The sequence below is a fragment of the Faecalicoccus sp. LCP19S3_E2 genome, from assembly GCF_052121255.1.
Taxonomy (GTDB): domain Bacteria; phylum Bacillota_I; class Bacilli_A; order Erysipelotrichales; family Erysipelotrichaceae; genus Faecalicoccus.
Map to the genome: position 1 here is coordinate 1 of NZ_JBQKEP010000015.1, position 19525 is coordinate 19525.

Sequence of the window (19525 nt, forward strand, 5' to 3'; positions counted from 1 at the left end):
AATCAGAACTAGTATTCATCAACATATAAGTACCTCGTTTCTCTGTACTTATAAAATACTGTCTGATTCGACACTATTTATGTCATATCAACAAATTGAAGGTTAAGCGACGCAGTTAAGCATATCTTATCAAAATAGTAGTATTTGATTCAATTGTTTTCTTATAAAATACATCAATAAAATAGGATATGATATCGAATTTAATCTTCATAGACCCTCTTTGTTTCTATTTTTATGGATTGATCCTATTTTGATGCGCCATGTCAATATCAATACCACTTTAAGTCTTTACACACATCTGGAAGACGAAGAAAAAAAGGCCACTCTAGACTCCGTATTTAAGACAATCACCGCAAAAAAATGCTCGGGTGTCGAACGGGTGTCTAAAATAGCCCAAATAAAAACACTTTCCTAAATTCGCAACCACACGATGCTTTATATAAAGCAGATTTTAGTGAAAGTGTTTACTTGCAATGGCGCCTGAAACAAGACTCGAACTTGTGACCTGCCGGTTAACAGCCGGATGCTCTACCGACTGAGCTATTCAGGCAACTGCTTAATTATATTAGCATGACATCCCCCTATTTGCAATACTAAAATTTAAAAAATTACAAAAAAAGAATAGAGTTGTGATTTTGACTCTATTCTTTATTTTGTTTGCGCATACCAATTTTATAAAGAAGATTACAAACAGGAAGGGTAAAGTTACCGATATACTCAACAACACAGGCGTTAAAGCCTCGTTTAAAATCAAAGACACCGTAGCCATCTTCCCCTTTTTTAAAGAAACCGCTGATGCCTAACATATTGTAGTAACTGTATCCTTCATCAATGGCTTGCTGGATCATAGCCCATTGTATCGCATAAGCACCTCTAAAAGTTCTAAACTGGTAATCCATACCGCTATACAAATACACTACCTCACGTCCAAACTTCACAAACATTGATCCGGCTAAAGGAACTTCTTTATCATACTTTTCTCTGAGTGTAGTAATTTCTTCAGATTTCTTTTGCAGCGACTCATAATATTCCATCGCTACTTTTAAGCGATTTTGTTTTTTCTTGGAGTTTGGATTCTTTTCTAAGAATACATGTAATTCGCTGATTTCTTTTTCTAACGGCTCTTTTTCTGTTTCCAGACTTTGTTCATAGACATCTAAATCTAAATATGCATAGAGTGTTTGTATGTGTCCTTTATAACTTTCATGCATCGTCTTAAAAGTATCCATGGATACTGTCTCAAAATCATGGCGCTGTCCGGCTTCCTGCTCCATATAATTTAAGATCGACAATTCATCTTCTTTTAGAGCTCTAACCTTTACTCCATATTTTTGTGCAGTACGTATGTCATTTCTGGTTCTTGTACTAAAGTCGGCAAAAACTTCTTCCTTAGTCTTTCCTCTTAAATCAATCAATGAGATCCATCGGCATTGTTTGGAAACATCATAGCCTTGTTTTAAAGGATAATGATCAAAGCCGGCCTGCTTGATGTTCTCAATGATATGTTCATTGTTAAAACCATTTGGAACAAGATCACCATTTTTATCATGCTGGTACAAAGGAATCTTAGGATCTATCTCTAAATAGATCACTTTTTTCTTTTTCAACATTTTTTTGATTTCTGCCGTTACTTTTTTCAAAGCCTGTTGATCTTCATAGTCAATAAAGAAACCTCTTGGGATATAGGCATAATAGAAAAAACGCAAAAGGTGTACATAACCAATCATGAATACCGCAACGATCTGTTCATTTTCGACCGCCTTGTAATATTCAACGATCCATCCGTCGTGTAACATTTTATTGGCGGCATAGACAGACTGTAGAAAATCCGGATTGCAGTTTTGTTCTGTGTATATTTGATATTCTTCTTTTGTTAGAGAAATTAACTTCATTTTACCCTCCATTTTTTAGGTATACACTTTATTATAAATGATTTTTGTCTCAGAGTCTATTTAGAACATTAAATCAACAAACTAAGATCCATAAGAATAAAAGGATATGCATTAAGATTGACATCACTAAACCTGTCGTTTTACCATAGCATACGTGAAATGAGGTAAAATATATGCAATATAAAAAATTTGAAGAGCTTCCTGAATATTTATCAAAAAATGGTGTAGATTCTCCATTAAAATCGGATATGAGTGAAAGAGAGATTGCACAAGCTATTGAGAAAATGGATCTATCCGATGAAATGATCGATTTGACAGGAATGAAGCTGGATGATAAAAACGTAGGACACAATGTGATTTACCAGAATTTATCTTTTAATAAAGATTTTAACGTTCGTATCGTTTACGAAGCCAGCTATGAAGAATATGACCATGATTATGATACATGGCAATATATCTATACAACACCGCTTGGATGGTTAGAATAACTTGTAAAAAGCCGATAAAGTATTTTAAATACAATCGGCTTTTTATTTGATTTTTAATGGACCTCCGATGGCAGACCAGCCAAGAACACATATCCATGGAAATATGCATAATAAAAAATACAGTCCGTTTCCATGGGCTTCCAAGCCAATACGCACACCGGTATAAAGTGCCAATGAACTCATGCCAACCAACAATAAACGAATCTTAAATCGTAATCGTAACATCATATACCTCGTTTCTGACTTAGATTATCCTCTAAAAAGAAACATGATTTATGTCACAATAAAAAAAGACAGTCATCTAAACAACTGCCTTACTTTGTAATTTCCTGAATAGCGCGATCTCGCTGCACATCCGAAACTAATGTTTCTTCATTATATTTTAATAATGCCTTCTGCTTTAGTGCCTGCCAGGTATCCGGATCACAATCGCCGGTTGGAGAAAGTCCGTTATCGGATTGAAACTGTTTTAATGCTTCACTGGATGCCGGACTGAAATATTCATCGGTTCGATCAACGGAATATCCCAGATACTTTAAAAACTGCTGTAGAGCGCTCGCATTGGCATGCACTGTATCTTTTGTGATGGTTTCCTCTTCTAAAGATGTCGTATAGCTGATCTTTGATACATCCTCCGGTTGTACTTCTATATCCGGCGTAAAGCCTTTTTCATGAATCGAATCGCCGTTAGGTGTCAGCCACTTGGCAATCGTATATTTGATGCTGGTTCCATCACTAAACGGATCGGTCGTCTGCTCGGTTCCTTTTCCATAGGAAGTAGTTCCAATCGTTACAACCTTATCCGCTAAGTTATCCCGCAAAGCGCCAATCAAAGCTTCACTGGCACTGGCTGTTGTATCATTTTGAAGAATAACGATCTGATCCATTGGTACATAGCCATAGTCATCATTCGTACTTTGGCTTGTTGTCGTGCCATCCTTTTGTTCCTCCTGAAAAATCACACTACCACCAGGCAATAAGGAACTGGCAATATCTACCGCAGCGCTCAAATAGCCGCCTGTGTTCCCTCTTAAATCTAAAACAACCTTCTTGATTCCGGCTTTCTGTAATCTTGCCATAGCTTTGGAGAAGTCTTCTCCGCTATGCTCGGAAAAGCTTGTCAAGATGATCTCGCCATAGCCTTGGTCTTCATGAAGCATACAAACAACAGTCTGATCATATTCTGTTGGTGTGATCTTTACCGTATTGGATTGACCATCACGTAAATAGACAATCTCGATACTTTTTCCTTCCTTGCTCTGGATGCGCTTGAGAATCTTTTGAGAGTCACTTTCTGCGCAGGAAAGTCCATCTACATCCGTAATGATATCTCCTTTTTTCAAACCGGCCTGCTCTGCCGGAGAATTCAAAAATACGTCTCGAATCACAAATTGATCCTGATCGTTTAAAAAATAGGAAATACCTAATCCTACATTCGATCCTTCTAACGTATCAGAAAATGCTTTGGCGCTCTCTAAATCAAAGTATTGTGTATGCGGATCTTCTTCTAAGTCTGTCATACCTTCAATGGCTTTTTCCACGAGCTTTTGATCAAGATCTTCTACATCCTTTGAAAAATACCACTCGTTTGTCAACAAGGAATAAATCGCATCAAACTTTTCTTTTTCCGATGTATTTTCTTGTTTCGAGCTTCGATCAAAGATCAAAGGAACCGAAACACCCAAGCCAAAGAATAATAAACAAAGAACCACAATGACGATCGTCAGGGTGTATTCTTTTTTGGCTGCCTTTTTCATATCGTTCCCCCTTGTTTAACGTTTGGCTTTCAAGCTTTTACCAACTGCCAGCAAACTGGCAAGAATACCAATGACAAGCCCGCAGCCAAGCATCGCAAGTCCCAAAAGCCATCGTACCTGCGTTACGCTTACCAATGAGAAAACACTGGCAAACAATACGCCATCCATTTGTTCATATACGACCGGATATCCAAAAAAGATCAACAGAAACGGAATCAAAGCTCCAATCAGACCAATCAAAATTCCCTGGACTTCAAAGGGAATGCGAATAAAAGCATTGGTAGCACCGACTGTACGCATGATCTTGATTTCATCCTGTCGTGAATAAATTGTTGTACGTATCGTATTGTATATCAGATAAAGTGACAGAATCAACAATAAAACCGCCACACCATATCCAATTTTTCGAACCATATCCAATAAATCAACCAAACGCGTCACGCTGGAACCACCATAGGCAACCGAACTGACGCCATCGATTTTCTCAATACTGGCAGCTGTTTTTTCAATCGCAGAGCTGTCTTTTACCTCCACAAAAAAGGCATGGGATAAAGGATTCTCTTCCCCTCTATATAAGCTAAAGGCTTCTCCTTTTTCCTGAATCATCAGTTCCAGCTCCTCATCTTTACTGGAAAATCGGACGGAGGCCACATTGGATAGCTTTTGAATCTCTTTTTCAACGGCATCGATTTGATCGTCGTCACTTACTTCAGAATCTAAAACCACATGCACGCTCATGTCCTGTTCCACATTGGTGGCGAAGTGATCTACATGCAAACCGATCAATAAAAAACAACCGATCAATAATGTAGAAACTGCCATAGCGCTGATGGCAGACAAAGTTAAAAGAAGATGTTTTCGAATGCCGCGAAACGCATATTTCAGTTCATACCAAAACAGATTCAACAAGCGTTTCATAAGCTGATATATCCACCCTTCTTAGAATCCTTCACAACATAACCTTGATCCAGTGTCACTGTCCTTTTTTTAAACTTTTCAACCAGTACGATATCATGAGTAACCATCAAAACCGTCGTTCCCAATTGATTGATCTTTTCCAGCAGGGCAATGATCTCCAGTGATTTTTCCGGATCCAGATTCCCTGTTGGTTCATCGGCAATCAACAGTTTTGGGTTGTTCGCAATCGCTCTGCCGATCGTAACACGCTGCTGCTGCCCTCCGGAAAGCTCATTGGGATAGGCTCTGGCCTTGTTTTTAAGATCGACCAGCTCCAAAACCTCATCGACACGAGATCGAATTTCTTTTTTAGAAATACCCAATACCTCTAAGGCAAAGGCAATATTCTCCTGTACTGTCAAGGTAGGAAGAAGACGATAATCCTGAAATACACAGCCGATATTTCGACGATAATACGGAACCTTTCTGTGTTTTAAAGATCCCACATCGACTCCATCGACCAATACAAGACCAGAATCCGTCACCTCTTCACCATTCAAGATCTTAATGATCGTACTTTTTCCCGATCCGGTAGGACCGATGATATAGATGAATTCGCCATCTTCAATTGTCAAAGACACTCGATTTAACGCATGAACTCCATTGGGATATGATTTTGTGACATTTTTTAATTCAATCATAAACACGACTCCTTATCCAAAGAATTTCTCCGGTCTTTCCCTGCACGGCGTACTATATCCATTTTCACAGGCAGTCGCCGTCGAATTCCAACCGGTACCCCATGCGAAATCAGCGGATGAAGAGAAGCGAGATACCGCCTCTTCCAAACTCATATTTCCTAAATTATAGACTTCAATATGACAATGAGGGCCACTGGAGTTTCCTGAATTTCCCGTCAATGCGATAGCCTGGCCCTGACTGACGCTTTGTCCGGCACTAACCGCAAAGCCTTCGCGTGACAAATGTGCAAAGCTTACCGCATATGTTGTTCCATTAACCATACAGACCATCTCAACAGTATTTCCTCCACCATATGGATAACCTGTCCAGTTTCCCAGATAGCCTCCGTTGCTGGGAGCAGGATTGTTGGCATATAAAATAACTCCATCGGCCGGTGCTACGACCTGTGTTCCAATCGGTACCGCATAATCCATACCTAAATGCAATCCGCCTCCCGGATATGCCCATGTACCGGCCGACATACGACCACCGGTGATCGGTGAAACAAAGCCGGCTACATTGACCAACGTTCCCGAATAGCTTACGGAAATCATATTAGAGCGAATGGATTCAATATCGTTGAACGCCGCCCGCTTGGCCGCCTGCAACTGTGCCATTTGCTGCTCATACTGCTCAACAAGCTGATTATACGATTCTTCAAGCTCTTTAGCCTGCTGCTGTTGCGATTTTAACTGATCCTGCTGCGATTTGGTCTCTTCTTCTAAACGCACCTGTTCTGATTTTTGCAGGTCCAGCTGTTCCTTTAATTCATTCAGCTGTTCAATCTGATGTTGATCATCTTCCGTAATTCTTTCAATACCGGAAAGACGACGAAGCATATCATTTAAGTCCTGCGAACCCATCACCAGATCGATCAACATATTCGTACCCGTGCTGGACTGCTCATTTTGCATTCTGGATTTGATCTGTTCATCCCAGGCATCAATTTCTTCCTGCTTCTCCTGAATCTTTTGTTCCAGAGCCTTGATCTCTTCTTCAATCTTCTGAATGGCACTTTCCTTTTCCTGGATCTGTCCTTCCAGCTGTTCCTGCAGTTCCTTTTGCGTTTTGGCCAGCTGCTCCATCTTATCTGTATCTTCTTCTAAAGAAGCGATATCTTTACTATATTGTTTTATATCTTCCTGCAGCTGATCATAGCGCTGCTGCTGATAATCCTGAAAAGCCTGGCATGCTTTCACACCATCTGCAGATGATTGCGGCTGCGAACAACGTGCGACCCACGCATCGGTATTTGAATAATCCTCCGCATGAACCGGCATCGCAAAAGCCAATGCACAAGCACCTGCGGATAAAAGACTGATTAGATTTCTTTTTTTCATCGTGTCCACCTCAAATACTTTCGACTTGCCAAATAACTACCGATCATCCCTACAAATACACCGATGGCCAGTAGTATGGCACTGATAATTAAAGTAAACGGAAATGGTTTGATCAAAACAAACATATCCGACATAAACATTCCACCAAAGGACTGATATAACGCAGTATATCCAAATACACATAATAAACAAGGACCTAAAGCACCGATAAAACCGTTTAACATTCCCTGCAGCATAAAAGGAAATGTAATGTACCAGTTAGCCGCTCCCACCTGTCGCATGATGCGAATTTCATCTTTTCGCACCTGAATGGTCATCTTGATCGTATTGCGAATCAGGAAAATGGACAAAAAGATCAGTGCTACAATAAAGATCAATCCCCCATAACGAAGACTTGCGAATAAATGCACCATCGTATTAACGGCACCAGTTCCGTAAGTAGCTTCCACAACACCATCCATCTTACTGATTTTGCCGGTGATGGAATCGATTTGTGTATTATCGCTTAACTCGATGATAAATACATCATAGAGTGGATTTTTGTCGCCTGCATATTGTTCAAAGGTTTCGCCATAATCTTCGATCAGCTGATCCAGCTCTTCATCCTTATCGCTGAACCGAACGCTATCTACCCCTTTTATATCCTTCAGTTCAGCTTCCAAGGATTGAATATTCTCTTCACTCATTGTCGGATTGATAGAAACCTGAATGACCAGCTGTTCTTCTATATTTTTTGTAAAACCCGAAACATTCCATGCCAGTACGATCATCAGCATAGAGATCAACAACGCAATCCCAATCACCAAGATCGAAGAAAAGGTCAGCGCAAAATGACGCCGCATATCTTTATTAGCCTGACGGAACAATCGTGGTAAACATTTAAAGAATAAAAGCATCTATCCCACATCCAATCTTTGACATTATATCATACTTGAAAAAAAACCAAAAAAAGTCCATAATTTTACAAAATACGCTTTTGCCTCACATACTTTCACATGATAATCTATTATTTATTTGAAAACTTTCCCTTATAGTATAAGTGTGTTCAGGGAACACGTTAAAAACCCTTCATATCTCTCTCCTAAAAAACAATAAATATGAAACAAGGATAACATCTTAGTCAGAGATGTTATTTTTGTTTGTTTTGATTTTACCTTCGTCCATCATAGCACACTTAACACAGTTGTTCTATAGGCTATAAAATGAAATTACACCATGAAAACACGCTTAAAAATTTTTATAAATTTTTTGAAAAAATGTTTGACACATACAGTAGCAAATGCTATTATTATTGAGCAGTCAGCAAATGGGCCTGTAGCTCAGTTGGTTAGAGCGCACCCCTGATAAGGGTGAGGTCGCTGGTTCAAATCCATTCAGGCCCACCATTTTGTTTTCTGCAAAACCACTTTTGTGGGGTGTTAGCTCAGCTGGGAGAGCACCTGCTTTGCACGCAGGGGGTCAGGAGTTCGATCCTCCTACGCTCCACCATATGTCAATAAGTCCTTTAGATAAAGGACTTTTTTTATTTATAATGTTTTATCAAGTAATAATTCGTAAGACCTTATCCTTCTTTAGAAATCTTTTTCGTTAAGAAATTCAAATCATACCATCAAAAAAGGGAGAGCCAATTCTAGTTCTCCCTTTGATATCACCAGCTTTTTAATGCTGTGATCCATTCATAGATTTTTATCATTTCTATCTTATAAGATAAACTTCATCACCTTACAAGAACATAACAACCCCTGCAAAGAAGATTATATACAAGATGGTCGTCCATCTGGTAAAAAACATCTTTCCGTATCTGTACGTGCAATATTCCTGTTTAAACAATTCTGAAATTCGGTTTCCATATTTATATAATAGATAAACCATTCCGACAAAGCAGGCAAACATTCCCAATAAACATAAAATTGAAAGAATAGGAACACTCATCAGTAAGGCGACCAAATTATTTAAGATGTGCAAAAGAATAGGAATACGCATAGAATTCTCTTTTAAACTTACATACCCCAAAAAACATCCGATAAAAAATGAAGTAATGCCTTGTTGAAGGTTTAAGTGCATCATCGCAAACAACATGGAACTGACCAATATCGCAAACACTCTATGATATTGATCTAAAGTTCTCAGTATGATACCTCTAAATAAGATCTCTTCAAAAAAAGGCCCCAGAAGAACAATATAGAGAAGGATCAAACCATCAAAGAGTATGTTTCCGGTAAAAAAAGTCTGTATTCCACTGCCAACAGAGCCATGTATCATGCCTAGAATCGCATGAATCAAAGAATATGTGATTGAACAAAAGAAATTCAACCCCAATAGAAAAACCAGATATTTTCCCATTCCTTTTACTTTCTTTGACAATCCATCAAAAGAAGGACGCAACCACACTGCCCCTATCCCGGCCATGAAAGCTGTCAAGAACATCGGAATAAGATAAGCTAATAAAATCATGATTTGATACCTTCCGTAAAATGGAAGAGGCAAAAAACGCATCAGAAAGGAAAATACCGCTAAACAAATATAGGGTAAGATCCCATGCATCAACATCAAAGCGGAGATATTGCGAAATTCTTTTTTTGCCCTTGTAAAAAGTTCTATCTGCATAGGCTCATTCTAACAAAGTATGCCCATTTTGTCTAAAGACTTTTTGACCTCATCCAAAATATCTTGCGAACGAGCGGTAATGGTATGATAATGAATGCCTTGCGTTAAATTGTTCAAAGGCTGGCTTTTTCCCTGCTGAATCTGGTTTAGAAACTCTTTGACATCTCGGCGGCTGGAAAGAGAAAGTTTGGCTTCCAGTTTTCCGTATGTCGCATGTTCCACAAATACATCATGAACTGTCGCCCCACAATCTACGATCGTTTCAAGCTCCTGCTGCATCTGCTCCATCGAATGATTGACCTTGACTACCATCGAATATTCCTGATTGGGCAAGATATAGCCTCTGTTTGTGGAAATGATTGGCATGTTCAATGCCCTAAGTAAAGCGATATCCTGCACGATGACCTGTCTGGATACATGAAGACTTTTCGCAAGCTTGTCCCCGGATAAAGGCTGCGGGCTTTCCTTCAGCTTCTGTTCCAAAGCTTTTAATCGTTCTTCTTTTTTCATATTACACCGCTTTTAGATTCTTTAAAGAAAGATCAAGGATCTTAGAGGAATGTGTCAAAGCCCCACTGGAGATATAATCCACACCGGTAGATGCTAAAGCGGCGATGTTTTCTTTTGTGACATTTCCGCTGCATTCTGTTAAGGCCCTACCCTGAATATACTGTACAGCCTCTTTCATTTGATCAATGCTCATATTATCCAACATGATGATATCCGCACCAGCCTCTACGGCTTCTTTGACCATGTCCATATTTTCAACTTCAACTTCAATCTTTCGCACAAAGGAGGCATATTCTTTGGCCAGCTCTACCGCTTGACGAATTCCTCCGGCTGCAGCGATATGATTATCTTTTAAAAGAATTCCATCGCTCAAGTTATAACGATGATTATAACCTCCACCGACTTTTACCGCATATTTTTCAAATACACGCATATTCGGCGTTGTTTTTCTGGTATCCAACAAACGAATGCCCGTTCCTTTTAAAAGATCGGCCGTCTGTCTTGTATAGGTCGCAATGCCTGACATTCTCTGCAGATAATTTAATGCTGTTCTTTCTGACGTCAATAAAGAGCGAATATCCCCATAGATTTCCGCAACGACCTCTCCTTTGTGTACATGATCCCCATCATTGAAAAAGAAAGACACTTCTGTCTTAGAATCCACCAACTGAAAAACTCTTTCAAAAACCGGAAGTCCGGCAATGATGCCATCTTCCTTACAAATCAACTGTACACTTCCTGATTGATAGCCTTTCATGATCGCATTGGTGGTAATATCTTCACTTGTCACATCTTCACGCAATGCCTGTAAGATCAAAGTATCCACATTCATGGACATAGTAATGGAATTCATTTTTCTACCTTCTTTCTTCCTTTTTATGACCTCTCGTACCATCGATGCATATTTTGTAACATCCAGATCTTTCATGGTCGTTTGAATCAGCTTCTCAAAATTTAAACATATTTTCGCTGTTTTGATGCTTAGATCCTTCATAGCTCTTCGGGCAAAGACCAAAGACTCCAGTAAGGAATTGCTGGCTAAACGATTTTCCCCGTGCACACCATTACATGCGGTTTCGCCGATCGCATACAATTGATCCATCGTCGTTCTGGAATACGCATCGACATGAATACCGCCCATAAAATAATGCTGTCCCGGCACAACGGGAATCCATTCTTTTGTGCAGTCAAAGCCTTCCTGCAGGCAATGTTGATAGATATGCGGAAAGTGAGAAAGGATTTGTTCTTTACCCAACACGGTCATATCCAACCATACAAAGGGCGTATCATCTTTTTTCATCTGCTGATAGATTTTCTGTGTTAAAAGATCCCTTGGCAAAACCTCGTCGGCAAACCGTTTGCCGTATTTATCATAGAGCTTTGCCCCTTCCCCGCGCACACTTTCACTGATCAAGAAACGTCTTCCTTTTTTCTTGGAATACAGCGTTGTCGGATGGATCTGAATATAATCCGGATTCTCCAGTGCGATATGATGACGAAGGCTAATGGCTAACGAATCTCCGGTCAAATGCGGATAATTTGTTGAATTGTTAAAGAGTCCGCCGATTCCTCCGGTTGCCAAAAGGGTAAAATTACTTTGTATCGCAAACAACTCTTCTTCTTTCTTCGCAACTATGCCATAACAAGTATTGTCTTCTTCCAAGATATCCAACATCGTAGTATTTTCCATAAACGTCAGATTTTTACGTTTCTTTGCTTCCTCTAATAAATGAGAAGTGATCTCTTTACCTGTAATATCTTCATGAAACAAGATGCGAGGATGTGAATGACAGCCTTCTTTGGTATAGACAAAATTTCCCTGCGCATCTTTTGTGAATCGAACACCATAGCTTTCCAGCTCGGCAATGACATCCGGCGAGGATTGAATCATGATATCCACAGACTGTCTGCGGTTCTTATAATGACCGGCTCTGATCGTATCCTTAAAAAAACTTTCATAATCCGATGGATCCTTCAGTACACATATACCACCCTGTGCCAAAAACGAATCACTTTCTTCCAAAGTCGTCTTACAGATCAAAAGCACTTTTTTATACTTGGGCGCATGTAAAGCCGCAAAGAGTCCACTGCATCCTGTTCCTACGATCAAAATATCGGTTTGAATCACATTCATGCCTTGGCCATCTCCAACATCGCATCCATGGACTTTTTAGCTTTAACCATAACTTCTTCATCTAACACGATTTCATTTTTTTCATTCGATAAGACATCATACACTTTATCCAGAGTCACTTTTTTCATATTGACACAGACAAGCTTATCGCTCATAATATGAAATTTTTTGTTCGGATTTTGTCTTTTCAGTTCGTAGAGCACACCCATCTCGGTACCGATGATAAATTCGGTATGCTCACTCTTAGTCGCATACTGTAAAATCCCTGCCGTGCTGCCGGCATAATCGGCCAGCTCAACCACTTCCTTTTTACATTCGGGATGCACTAAGACCAATGCCTTTGGATACTTTTCTTTTGCTTGTAAAACATCCTCTTTAGACATGCGATGATGTGTAATACAATAACCATCATTTAAGATCACATTCTTTTCCGGAACCTGTTCCTTTACAAAAGAGGCCAAATGCTGATCCGGGATAAAATAAATATTCTTTTGTGGTAAGTTCCTGACGATCTTTACCGCATTGGAACTGGTCACACAGACATCACTCAATGTTTTTAGTTCAGCCGTTGAATTGACGTAACAGACGACCGCAAGATCATCAACTTCTTTTCGCATCTTACGAATATTGGAAACAACCGCCATATGTGCCATAGGACAATCGGCATTCATATCCGGCATCAGTACCTTTTTATCTGGATTTAAGATCTTGGCACTCTCTCCCATAAAGCGAACACCGGCAAAAACGATAATTTGTGCATCGGTTTCCTTTGCCTTTTTTGCCAGTGCAAATGAATCACCGACAAAATCCGCAACATCCTGCACATCTCCTTCAACATAATAATGAGCTAAAATAATCGCATTCTTCTCTTGTTTTAGCTTTTGTATATCTTCCTTCATTGACATGTTGGTATCCTCCTAAAGATTGTCTAGGACATTATACAATGTGTAAAGTCAACTGACAAGACAGTAAATTTAAAAGAATACTTTGATTCGAATCAAAGAAAACATGATACACTTAATCATAAAGGGGGAGATGAAAATGAAATATGATTTTACAACGATCCTTGATCGAGAAGGACACGATGCCTTGGCCGTTGACAGCTTGCCTATCTCGGATGCGACAGTCAAAGAGGGCTTTTCAAAGATTCCGATGTGGGTAGCCGACATGAACTTTCCGGTACTTCCTGCCATTCAAGAATCCATTTTTTCACGTTTAAATGAACCTCACTTTGGTTATTTTACGATTCCGGATGCTTATTATGATGCCATTATCTCCTGGCAGAAATCACAAAATAACCTGCTTGTAAAGAAAGAACATATTGGCTATGAAAATGGTGTATTAGGCGGCCTCAGCAGTGTTGTTCAAGCTTATACCGCTAAAAAAGAACCCGTTTTGGTTCATGCGCCCACCTATATTGGTTTCACCAAGACTTTAAAGAATTTAGATCGAACGATCATTCACTCCGATTTGATTCAGGATGAAAATGGAATTTGGCGTATGGATTATGAAGATATGGATCGTAAGATCAAAGCCCATCAAATTAAAGTTTGTATCTTTTGTTCACCACACAATCCAACCGGTCGTGTTTGGGAAAAAGAAGAAATTGAAAAGGCCATGGAGGTTTATCGAAACAATCAGTGTATTGTCATCAGTGATGAAATATGGAGCGATTTGATTTTGCCGGGTCATCAACATATCCCAACACAATCGATTTCAAGAGATGCACGAGGAAGAACGGTTGCCTTATACGCACCATCTAAAACCTTTAACTTGGCCGGCCTTGTAGGCTCCTACCATATTATTTATAATCCTATCATCAAAGAAGAAGTTTTACGTGTAGAAAACGCATCTCATTATAATTCACCAAACATTTTTTCCATTTATGCATTGTTAGGTGCTTATAGCCAAGAAGGAAAAGAATGGGTAAAAGAGCTTTGCGAAACGATCCAAAACAATATTGACTATGCACTCGATTATATCCAATCCCACTTTAAAGGAATTAAAGTGGCCAGGCCACAAGGAACCTATATGTTGTATCTGGATTGCACAGAGTATTTAGAGGAACAGGAAATCAGTCTTGATGAGCTGCTCAGAAAAGGAATAGAAGTCGGTGTGTTATGGCAGGATGGAAGACCTTTCCAGAAAGAAAATACGATTCGTATGAATCTGGCATTACCGCTTTCTAAAGTCAAAGAAGCCATGCAGCGATTATCGGATTTCGTGTTCTCAGAAGAAAATTCTCTATAAGTAAAAGAAGAGTATTTGTACAAGTTTTCATACAAATACTCTTTTCTCATTGTGCAATTATAGACAGAACACAAGTCCTGTTTCGCTCTCTGTTAGTGTCCCAATCCACAAAATATATATCTCCAAATTCACCGGTCAACATTTTACCATCTTCAATCGTTACCATAATACTAGAGCCTAATAAGGTAGCCTTTAAATGTGCATCAGCATTTAGTAAAATGGCTGGATTGGCTCGATATTCCTCATGTTGCTCATAAGAAAGTTTTCTGTGCTTTGGACCTGGATATTTATAATCTGCATCGTACAAAAGCTGTTTGGGAAAAATTTTATTTAACCCTCTAATTAAATCATGTTGTAAAAAATCATATCCTAAGCCATCCAAATCATGTACCATTTCCTCATAAAATACAGAACATGTCGTATGTAGAGATTGTACAAGAAGCATGCCGTCTTTTACACCTGCTTCTTTAATAAAGCTTTCTATCTGTTCTGTCAAATTCACGAAAGTAACTCGATTCCATTCTGTCTTTAAAGAAACCTTTTTTATAAACATATTAAATTCCTCTATTCTAATCCTACGGTGGCTAAACAATCCATCAACTCTTTTAAACGAGCAAAAGGATTCACTGCTTTTATGATTCCAGAAGTTAAGCCTACTCCATCTGCACCATTGACAATTGCTTTTAAGATATCTTTTTTATCTGTCATACCTGCACCCTGAATAATTCTTGTGTGCGGACTATGTTTGGAGATAATACGTTTAGTTTCTGCCATATATGTCGCAGATGCAGATACTTGCTGCCCTATACGATCCTCTGTTTCACAAATCATGATATCCGGACGTAAAGTGGATATCATCTCTACTTCTTCCGGATCCCCAGCACATATCATTGTTTTTAAATGCAGGCGACGGGTAATCTTTACCGCTTTAACCAATTCAGAAGTTGTCATAGGCTTATCCGCATGGTTTAAAACCACAGCTCTACATCCTACTTCGACAAGTGATTCTGGAAGAATCTTTCCCATGCTTTGTCCTGGCTGAATGGGATCCATTGCTTGTGCAGTAATGATCAAATGTTTTGTATTTTGCACAAGCTGTTGTATATGGACATAAGGCACTGTAAAGAAAACATCTAAATTTTTCCCTTCGGCTAATTTATCTGCATACAAAGCTAGTTCCAATAATTCTTCCCCATATAAATAAGATTTTGGATTAATACTAAAGATTCTTCGCATAATACCTCCAAAAAAGGAGATCTTACAATCCCCTTATTCATCAATTTCAATGGAAAAAACATGTGTGTTCGATTTTCGTGGATGTAAAACCGCTATTTCTTCATGTTCATCCCAATCTTTTTGAAATCCTTTAAATTCAGTATGTCCGATCCATGGCTCTATACAGATAAATCGAAGATCTTTATCAGGAATATAGGGGGACCAAACAGCTACATTATCAAATCCAGAAAAGTTTACGTTTATAAAATGATCATTTTTAATGCTTTTAATCATCAAACTATCTGATGATGGATGAACAAACGCAAGCGCTTCTTTCAGAAAGAGGTTCTTGCGGACAAAGAAACGATTCTCATGTGCAAAGAACTGTTCTTTCTTATTTAAAAGCTGTCCAGTTTCGCAAACTTCATATATATCCATGTTTTCTTTCTTTTCAAATTCCACATAATAATCGTCACAAGATTCATGATCATATAATGGAACATTGAAACCTGGATGTCCTGCATAAAAATAATGCAAGTCTCCATCACCGGTATTCGTTATTTTTGCGCGTACAATCAATTTATTTTTTTCAACCTGATAGCGCAAAAGCACTTGGCAGGGAAATGGAAACCGTTTTAAATCTTCCTCGTCCGGTTCATAAATAAACTCAACAAAATCACTTCCCTGATCTTTTACATCAATCATTTTATATCGAATCAATCCATTCGACTTTAATTCATATTCCTTTCCGCGATAACGATACTTACCTTCTGTCAACTTTCCAATGACTGGAAAAACAACGGGAGCAGAGCTTTTCCAGTAACTTGGATCTTTTTGCCACAAATATTCCAGCTTATGTTGCTTATGATAAATGGAGGATAATTGTGCACCCATTGGATCAATCTGTATTCTTAAAACATCAGATTCAATCGTAATCATATTTCTGCTCCCTTTTTATTAATCTAATGTTACAATTTCACCAGTTTCAGCTGATTGATGTACAGCAGCTGCGATTCTAGAAGCTTGTAATCCATCATAGGCACTGGTTCTAAACTCATTACCATCTACTATATCCTGTACAAACTCCTGCATAGGCTCCAATCCAAATCCGCTTGCGGAATTTTCACCAAAGTTCATAAAGATATAATTTGGCAGGCTTTCCTTCACATCTGTATATTGTTTTACACCTCGATAAGATTCATTCTTGAAATATTTCTTTTCCGTTAAAACAATCAGCTGTCCGTCATTTGATTTAGGGAAGGTATTTGGCAAGATCCATCCAGTTTCAACAACCCAGTGACTTCCATCTTCCATAGTCAATGTAGCCTGAATGCTATCCCATGTTTCATAGCCTTTTTCTTTTAAAACCGTCTTATTGCCTACTGCATAAACTGTTTTTACTTCACTGCCGGTAATGTAACGAATCAAATCGTAGCAATGAACACCTAAGAACCACACCGGTGATGATTTATTTGTCCATGTAAACCATTTTTCCGGTACATCGATGATATCATCCAAAGACATGTATCCACGAATGATTCGGTCACCATCTTTTTTAATTTCATCACGAATACAATTATAGGCAGGATCCCATCTCTTATGGAAATCAACAGAAATTTTGACATTATTTTCCTTTGCCAGATGAACAATTTCTTCACATTCTTCAACAGAAGTTGCCAGCGGCTTTTCCACTAAAATATTTTTGATACCTGCTTCAATAGCATCTTTTAGAGGTTCGAAATGATATGGATCTGGAGTTGCGATACTAATAGCATCCAATTCTTCATTTTGAATCATTTCCTTTACTGTACTGTATCCAGTTACATTATATTTTTCAGCAGTTGCTTTTTTACGTTCTTCATTCAAATCGCAAAATACAACTTTTTCTACATTTTTATCACATGTATAAGTATGAATATGATAGTTTCCATAAATTCCGGCACCTACAACGCCAATTTTAATTTTAGACATACACTCACCCTCTTATTAAGCTGATTCAGTTCCAATTGTTTCTTCAAATTTCTGATCTTCTTTTGCGTAATACTTTTCCAGTTTCTTTCCGCCAAAAATAGCCAATAGATCGACAACGACAAGAATGATTGGTCCAGCCATCGGAATCTCAGCAAGTAAAGTTGGAATAAAGATAAATAAGTTTCCTAAAGCCATAGTTGTAGCCTGCTGTCCCTGAGCAACAAGATCTAAACCTGCACCTGTTGCGAGTTGTGTAAATAATGGAGCAGCCCAACTAGATACTAACAGTACGATTGGAATAAAAATCAAACTAGAGATAATCGTACGACGTTTGTTGGCACGATGTACAATTGTTGCGAAACATACATAGAATGCAGCAAATGGAAGTTCTCCTAATGGCAATGTTGTATTTCCTGGCAAGATAGCCGCAACAATCAAGAATACTGGAATCATTAAGAACCCAACAGAAATTGTAACGGGATGACCAATTGTTACTGCGGAATCCAAACCAATATACAATTCACGATCCGGGAAGTGTTTTGTAAAGAATGCTTTTGCTTGATTAGAAATCGGAATCAAACCATTAACCAGCATCTTAACAACCGTTGGGAATAATTCCATGATAGCTGCTGTCTTAATTGTTACATCAGCAATTCCCTTGAAATCATATCCAGCAACGATACCAAAAAACAACCCCATAATCAAACCTAGATAAATACGATCACCAAAGATTGCTCCAATGTAGCTTGCAACACTCTTCTTTTCTTCAGTGTCAAAACTATTTTCATCAATTGGACGATGTGCCAAGAATGGAATATGATCATAAACTTTATCCAACAACAGGAACAAAGGGGCACTGGCTGCGGCAAATCCATGCGGAATTGAAATAGCCTCAATACCTATGATTTCCTGGGTTCGATGCGCCATGATATCCGCAACTTTTAAGCCAAGGATTGCATGTGAAACACCGGCTAAGATACCTAACCAGAAGCTTCCTGTCAAAATATTAACGAAACCTGCAGTAATGGCAAAATACCAGAAATTGTAAATATCAACATTTACAGTATTTGTCAGTTTTAAGGCAACCAAAACGATATTTGTTACAATGATCAATACAATCAAAGTAGCTGCAATCAATCCACCAAAACCAACAGCTGCTGCTGGAGAACCACCAACATCAATACTAGTTAAGTGCAAATTTAATCTTTCGATGGCAATATTGATCACTGGTCCTAAAGAATCTGATGTTAATGTAGCAACAATACTGACACCAACCAAACCAATACCAACTGTAGCACCGGCTTTGATCGCTTTTGGAATTTTTAATCCAAATAAAAGTCCGATTACACACATGAGCATTGGTACGAAAATATAACTGCCTAGATTAACTATATAGGCAATAACGTCCATTACGACTTGCATATACTCCTCCTGCTATTATGATTTCAATGCATCTACTATTTGTTGTGTCACCTGTTCTTCATTAACTCCGGATAGATAAGCACTTCCCGAAATAACAGGTGCTTTAAATTTTTTTCTGACACGCATTGTTGTAATAATTAAATCTGCTTTATCATCATATGTTTCTACTTCATTTAGCGTACATTGAATGATGTTTGCAGAAATTCCATTCTTTTTAAAAATGTCTTGAATTTTCTGTTTTACCATGCTGGAAGTTGCCAATCCAGCACCACAAGCTACAATAACAGTTTTCATAAGCACT

Annotated in this window: 19 protein-coding genes and 3 tRNA genes; 4 read left to right on the top strand and 18 right to left on the bottom strand. The window is 38.6% G+C overall.

What is annotated here, in order from left to right; all coding sequences use genetic code 11:
• Window positions 1-474: 474 nt before the first annotated feature.
• Window positions 475-550, bottom strand: a tRNA-Asn gene (locus ACTQX6_RS10870).
• Between the two features lie 91 nt (window positions 551-641).
• A complete protein-coding gene (locus ACTQX6_RS10875) occupies window positions 642-1892 on the bottom strand; it encodes a peptidoglycan bridge formation glycyltransferase FemA/FemB family protein (RefSeq protein WP_181965631.1) in 1251 nt (416 codons plus the stop codon).
• A 173-nt stretch (window positions 1893-2065) separates the two neighbouring features.
• Between ACTQX6_RS10875 and ACTQX6_RS10880 the strand changes: the two genes are divergently transcribed.
• Window positions 2066-2380 (top strand): hypothetical protein, encoded by a 315-nt coding sequence (locus ACTQX6_RS10880; RefSeq protein ID WP_117446580.1) that lies wholly within the window; start codon window positions 2066-2068, stop codon window positions 2378-2380.
• Between the two features lie 42 nt (window positions 2381-2422).
• On the opposite strand, the gene ACTQX6_RS10885 is transcribed toward ACTQX6_RS10880, so the two are convergent.
• The 6 genes from ACTQX6_RS10885 to ftsX (ACTQX6_RS10910) form a co-directional block, all read right to left on the bottom strand.
• Window positions 2423-2605: a hypothetical protein gene (locus ACTQX6_RS10885; protein ID WP_117446581.1), complete on the bottom strand. Its 183-nt coding sequence runs from the start codon at window positions 2603-2605 to the stop codon at window positions 2423-2425.
• 89 nt (window positions 2606-2694) lie between these two features.
• Entirely contained in the window at window positions 2695-4137 is a 1443-nt protein-coding gene (locus ACTQX6_RS10890) for a S41 family peptidase (protein ID WP_441657518.1), read from the bottom strand.
• A gap of 15 nt (window positions 4138-4152) precedes the next feature.
• Window positions 4153-5055 (bottom strand): permease-like cell division protein FtsX, encoded by a 903-nt coding sequence (ftsX, locus tag ACTQX6_RS10895; protein ID WP_022790609.1) that lies wholly within the window; start codon window positions 5053-5055, stop codon window positions 4153-4155.
• Window positions 5052-5735, bottom strand: coding sequence for a cell division ATP-binding protein FtsE (gene ftsE / locus ACTQX6_RS10900; RefSeq protein ID WP_117446584.1), 684 nt, complete (start codon window positions 5733-5735; stop codon window positions 5052-5054). Before ftsE ends, ftsX (ACTQX6_RS10895) begins: the two co-directional genes overlap by 4 nt.
• 12 nt (window positions 5736-5747) lie before the next feature.
• Window positions 5748-7115: a murein hydrolase activator EnvC family protein gene (locus ACTQX6_RS10905; protein WP_195222531.1), complete on the bottom strand. Its 1368-nt coding sequence runs from the start codon at window positions 7113-7115 to the stop codon at window positions 5748-5750.
• Window positions 7112-8011 (bottom strand): permease-like cell division protein FtsX, encoded by a 900-nt coding sequence (gene ftsX, locus ACTQX6_RS10910; protein WP_117446585.1) that lies wholly within the window; start codon window positions 8009-8011, stop codon window positions 7112-7114. Before ftsX (ACTQX6_RS10910) ends, ACTQX6_RS10905 begins: the two co-directional genes overlap by 4 nt.
• 412 nt (window positions 8012-8423) lie before the next feature.
• Between ftsX (ACTQX6_RS10910) and ACTQX6_RS10915 the strand changes: the two genes are divergently transcribed.
• Window positions 8424-8500: transfer RNA gene (locus tag ACTQX6_RS10915), tRNA-Ile, on the top strand.
• Between the two features lie 27 nt (window positions 8501-8527).
• Window positions 8528-8603, top strand: a tRNA-Ala gene (locus ACTQX6_RS10920).
• A gap of 234 nt (window positions 8604-8837) precedes the next feature.
• Here ACTQX6_RS10920 and ACTQX6_RS10925 read toward each other — a convergent pair.
• The 4 genes from ACTQX6_RS10925 to nadA are packed head-to-tail and all read right to left on the bottom strand — an operon-like array spanning window position 8838 to window position 13271.
• Entirely contained in the window at window positions 8838-9722 is an 885-nt protein-coding gene (locus ACTQX6_RS10925; protein WP_320863116.1) for a CPBP family intramembrane glutamic endopeptidase, read from the bottom strand.
• 9 nt (window positions 9723-9731) lie between these two features.
• Window positions 9732-10232: a transcription repressor NadR gene (locus ACTQX6_RS10930; protein ID WP_168966139.1), complete on the bottom strand. Its 501-nt coding sequence runs from the start codon at window positions 10230-10232 to the stop codon at window positions 9732-9734.
• A gap of 1 nt (window position 10233) precedes the next feature.
• A complete protein-coding gene (locus tag ACTQX6_RS10935) occupies window positions 10234-12366 on the bottom strand; it encodes an L-aspartate oxidase (RefSeq protein WP_441657519.1) in 2133 nt (710 codons plus the stop codon).
• A complete protein-coding gene (nadA, locus tag ACTQX6_RS10940; RefSeq protein ID WP_320863117.1) occupies window positions 12363-13271 on the bottom strand; it encodes a quinolinate synthase NadA in 909 nt (302 codons plus the stop codon). Before nadA ends, ACTQX6_RS10935 begins: the two co-directional genes overlap by 4 nt.
• A 136-nt stretch (window positions 13272-13407) precedes the next feature.
• Here nadA and ACTQX6_RS10945 point away from each other — a divergent pair, with 136 nt between their 5' ends.
• Window positions 13408-14616 carry a MalY/PatB family protein gene (locus tag ACTQX6_RS10945; RefSeq protein WP_320863118.1) on the top strand — a complete coding sequence of 403 codons (1209 nt, stop codon included), beginning with the start codon at window positions 13408-13410 and terminating at the stop codon, window positions 14614-14616.
• Window positions 14617-14662: 46 nt separating this feature from the next.
• On the opposite strand, the gene ACTQX6_RS10950 is transcribed toward ACTQX6_RS10945, so the two are convergent.
• The 6 genes from ACTQX6_RS10950 to ACTQX6_RS10975 are packed head-to-tail and all read right to left on the bottom strand — an operon-like array spanning window position 14663 to window position 19518.
• The gene (locus ACTQX6_RS10950; protein WP_320863119.1) at window positions 14663-15169 is read right to left on the bottom strand and encodes a YjbQ family protein; all 507 of its coding nucleotides are present in this window, start codon (window positions 15167-15169) and stop codon (window positions 14663-14665) included.
• Between the two features lie 11 nt (window positions 15170-15180).
• Window positions 15181-15852, bottom strand: coding sequence for a triose-phosphate isomerase (locus ACTQX6_RS10955; RefSeq protein ID WP_320863120.1), 672 nt, complete (start codon window positions 15850-15852; stop codon window positions 15181-15183).
• Window positions 15853-15885: 33 nt separating this feature from the next.
• The gene (locus ACTQX6_RS10960; protein ID WP_441657520.1) at window positions 15886-16770 is read right to left on the bottom strand and encodes an aldose 1-epimerase family protein; all 885 of its coding nucleotides are present in this window, start codon (window positions 16768-16770) and stop codon (window positions 15886-15888) included.
• A gap of 18 nt (window positions 16771-16788) precedes the next feature.
• Entirely contained in the window at window positions 16789-17802 is a 1014-nt protein-coding gene (locus tag ACTQX6_RS10965) for a Gfo/Idh/MocA family protein (RefSeq protein ID WP_320863121.1), read from the bottom strand.
• Window positions 17803-17817: 15 nt separating this feature from the next.
• The gene (locus ACTQX6_RS10970) at window positions 17818-19224 is read right to left on the bottom strand and encodes a PTS galactitol transporter subunit IIC (RefSeq protein ID WP_168966125.1); all 1407 of its coding nucleotides are present in this window, start codon (window positions 19222-19224) and stop codon (window positions 17818-17820) included.
• Between the two features lie 15 nt (window positions 19225-19239).
• Window positions 19240-19518: a PTS sugar transporter subunit IIB gene (locus ACTQX6_RS10975; RefSeq protein WP_022790308.1), complete on the bottom strand. Its 279-nt coding sequence runs from the start codon at window positions 19516-19518 to the stop codon at window positions 19240-19242.
• Window positions 19519-19525: the final 7 nt, after the last annotated feature.

Coding starts and splice junctions, on each gene's coding strand:
- ACTQX6_RS10955 (WP_320863120.1), bottom strand. CDS start 15,852: ATGCGAAGAATCTTTAGTATTAATCCAAAATCTTATTTATATGGGGAA.
- ACTQX6_RS10890 (WP_441657518.1), bottom strand. CDS start 4,137: ATGAAAAAGGCAGCCAAAAAAGAATACACCCTGACGATCGTCATTGTG.
- ACTQX6_RS10960 (WP_441657520.1), bottom strand. CDS start 16,770: ATGATTACGATTGAATCTGATGTTTTAAGAATACAGATTGATCCAATG.
- ACTQX6_RS10930 (WP_168966139.1), bottom strand. CDS start 10,232: ATGAAAAAAGAAGAACGATTAAAAGCTTTGGAACAGAAGCTGAAGGAA.
- ACTQX6_RS10965 (WP_320863121.1), bottom strand. CDS start 17,802: ATGTCTAAAATTAAAATTGGCGTTGTAGGTGCCGGAATTTATGGAAAC.
- ACTQX6_RS10935 (WP_441657519.1), bottom strand. CDS start 12,366: ATGAATGTGATTCAAACCGATATTTTGATCGTAGGAACAGGATGCAGT.
- ACTQX6_RS10970 (WP_168966125.1), bottom strand. CDS start 19,224: ATGCAAGTCGTAATGGACGTTATTGCCTATATAGTTAATCTAGGCAGT.
- ftsE (WP_117446584.1), bottom strand. CDS start 5,735: ATGATTGAATTAAAAAATGTCACAAAATCATATCCCAATGGAGTTCAT.
- ACTQX6_RS10945 (WP_320863118.1), top strand. CDS start 13,408: ATGAAATATGATTTTACAACGATCCTTGATCGAGAAGGACACGATGCC.
- ACTQX6_RS10875 (WP_181965631.1), bottom strand. CDS start 1,892: ATGAAGTTAATTTCTCTAACAAAAGAAGAATATCAAATATACACAGAA.
- ftsX (WP_022790609.1), bottom strand. CDS start 5,055: ATGAAACGCTTGTTGAATCTGTTTTGGTATGAACTGAAATATGCGTTT.
- ACTQX6_RS10885 (WP_117446581.1), bottom strand. CDS start 2,605: ATGTTACGATTACGATTTAAGATTCGTTTATTGTTGGTTGGCATGAGT.
- ftsX (WP_117446585.1), bottom strand. CDS start 8,011: ATGCTTTTATTCTTTAAATGTTTACCACGATTGTTCCGTCAGGCTAAT.
- ACTQX6_RS10905 (WP_195222531.1), bottom strand. CDS start 7,115: ATGAAAAAAAGAAATCTAATCAGTCTTTTATCCGCAGGTGCTTGTGCA.
- ACTQX6_RS10950 (WP_320863119.1), bottom strand. CDS start 15,169: ATGTTTATAAAAAAGGTTTCTTTAAAGACAGAATGGAATCGAGTTACT.
- ACTQX6_RS10975 (WP_022790308.1), bottom strand. CDS start 19,518: ATGAAAACTGTTATTGTAGCTTGTGGTGCTGGATTGGCAACTTCCAGC.
- ACTQX6_RS10925 (WP_320863116.1), bottom strand. CDS start 9,722: ATGCAGATAGAACTTTTTACAAGGGCAAAAAAAGAATTTCGCAATATC.
- ACTQX6_RS10880 (WP_117446580.1), top strand. CDS start 2,066: ATGCAATATAAAAAATTTGAAGAGCTTCCTGAATATTTATCAAAAAAT.
- nadA (WP_320863117.1), bottom strand. CDS start 13,271: ATGTCAATGAAGGAAGATATACAAAAGCTAAAACAAGAGAAGAATGCG.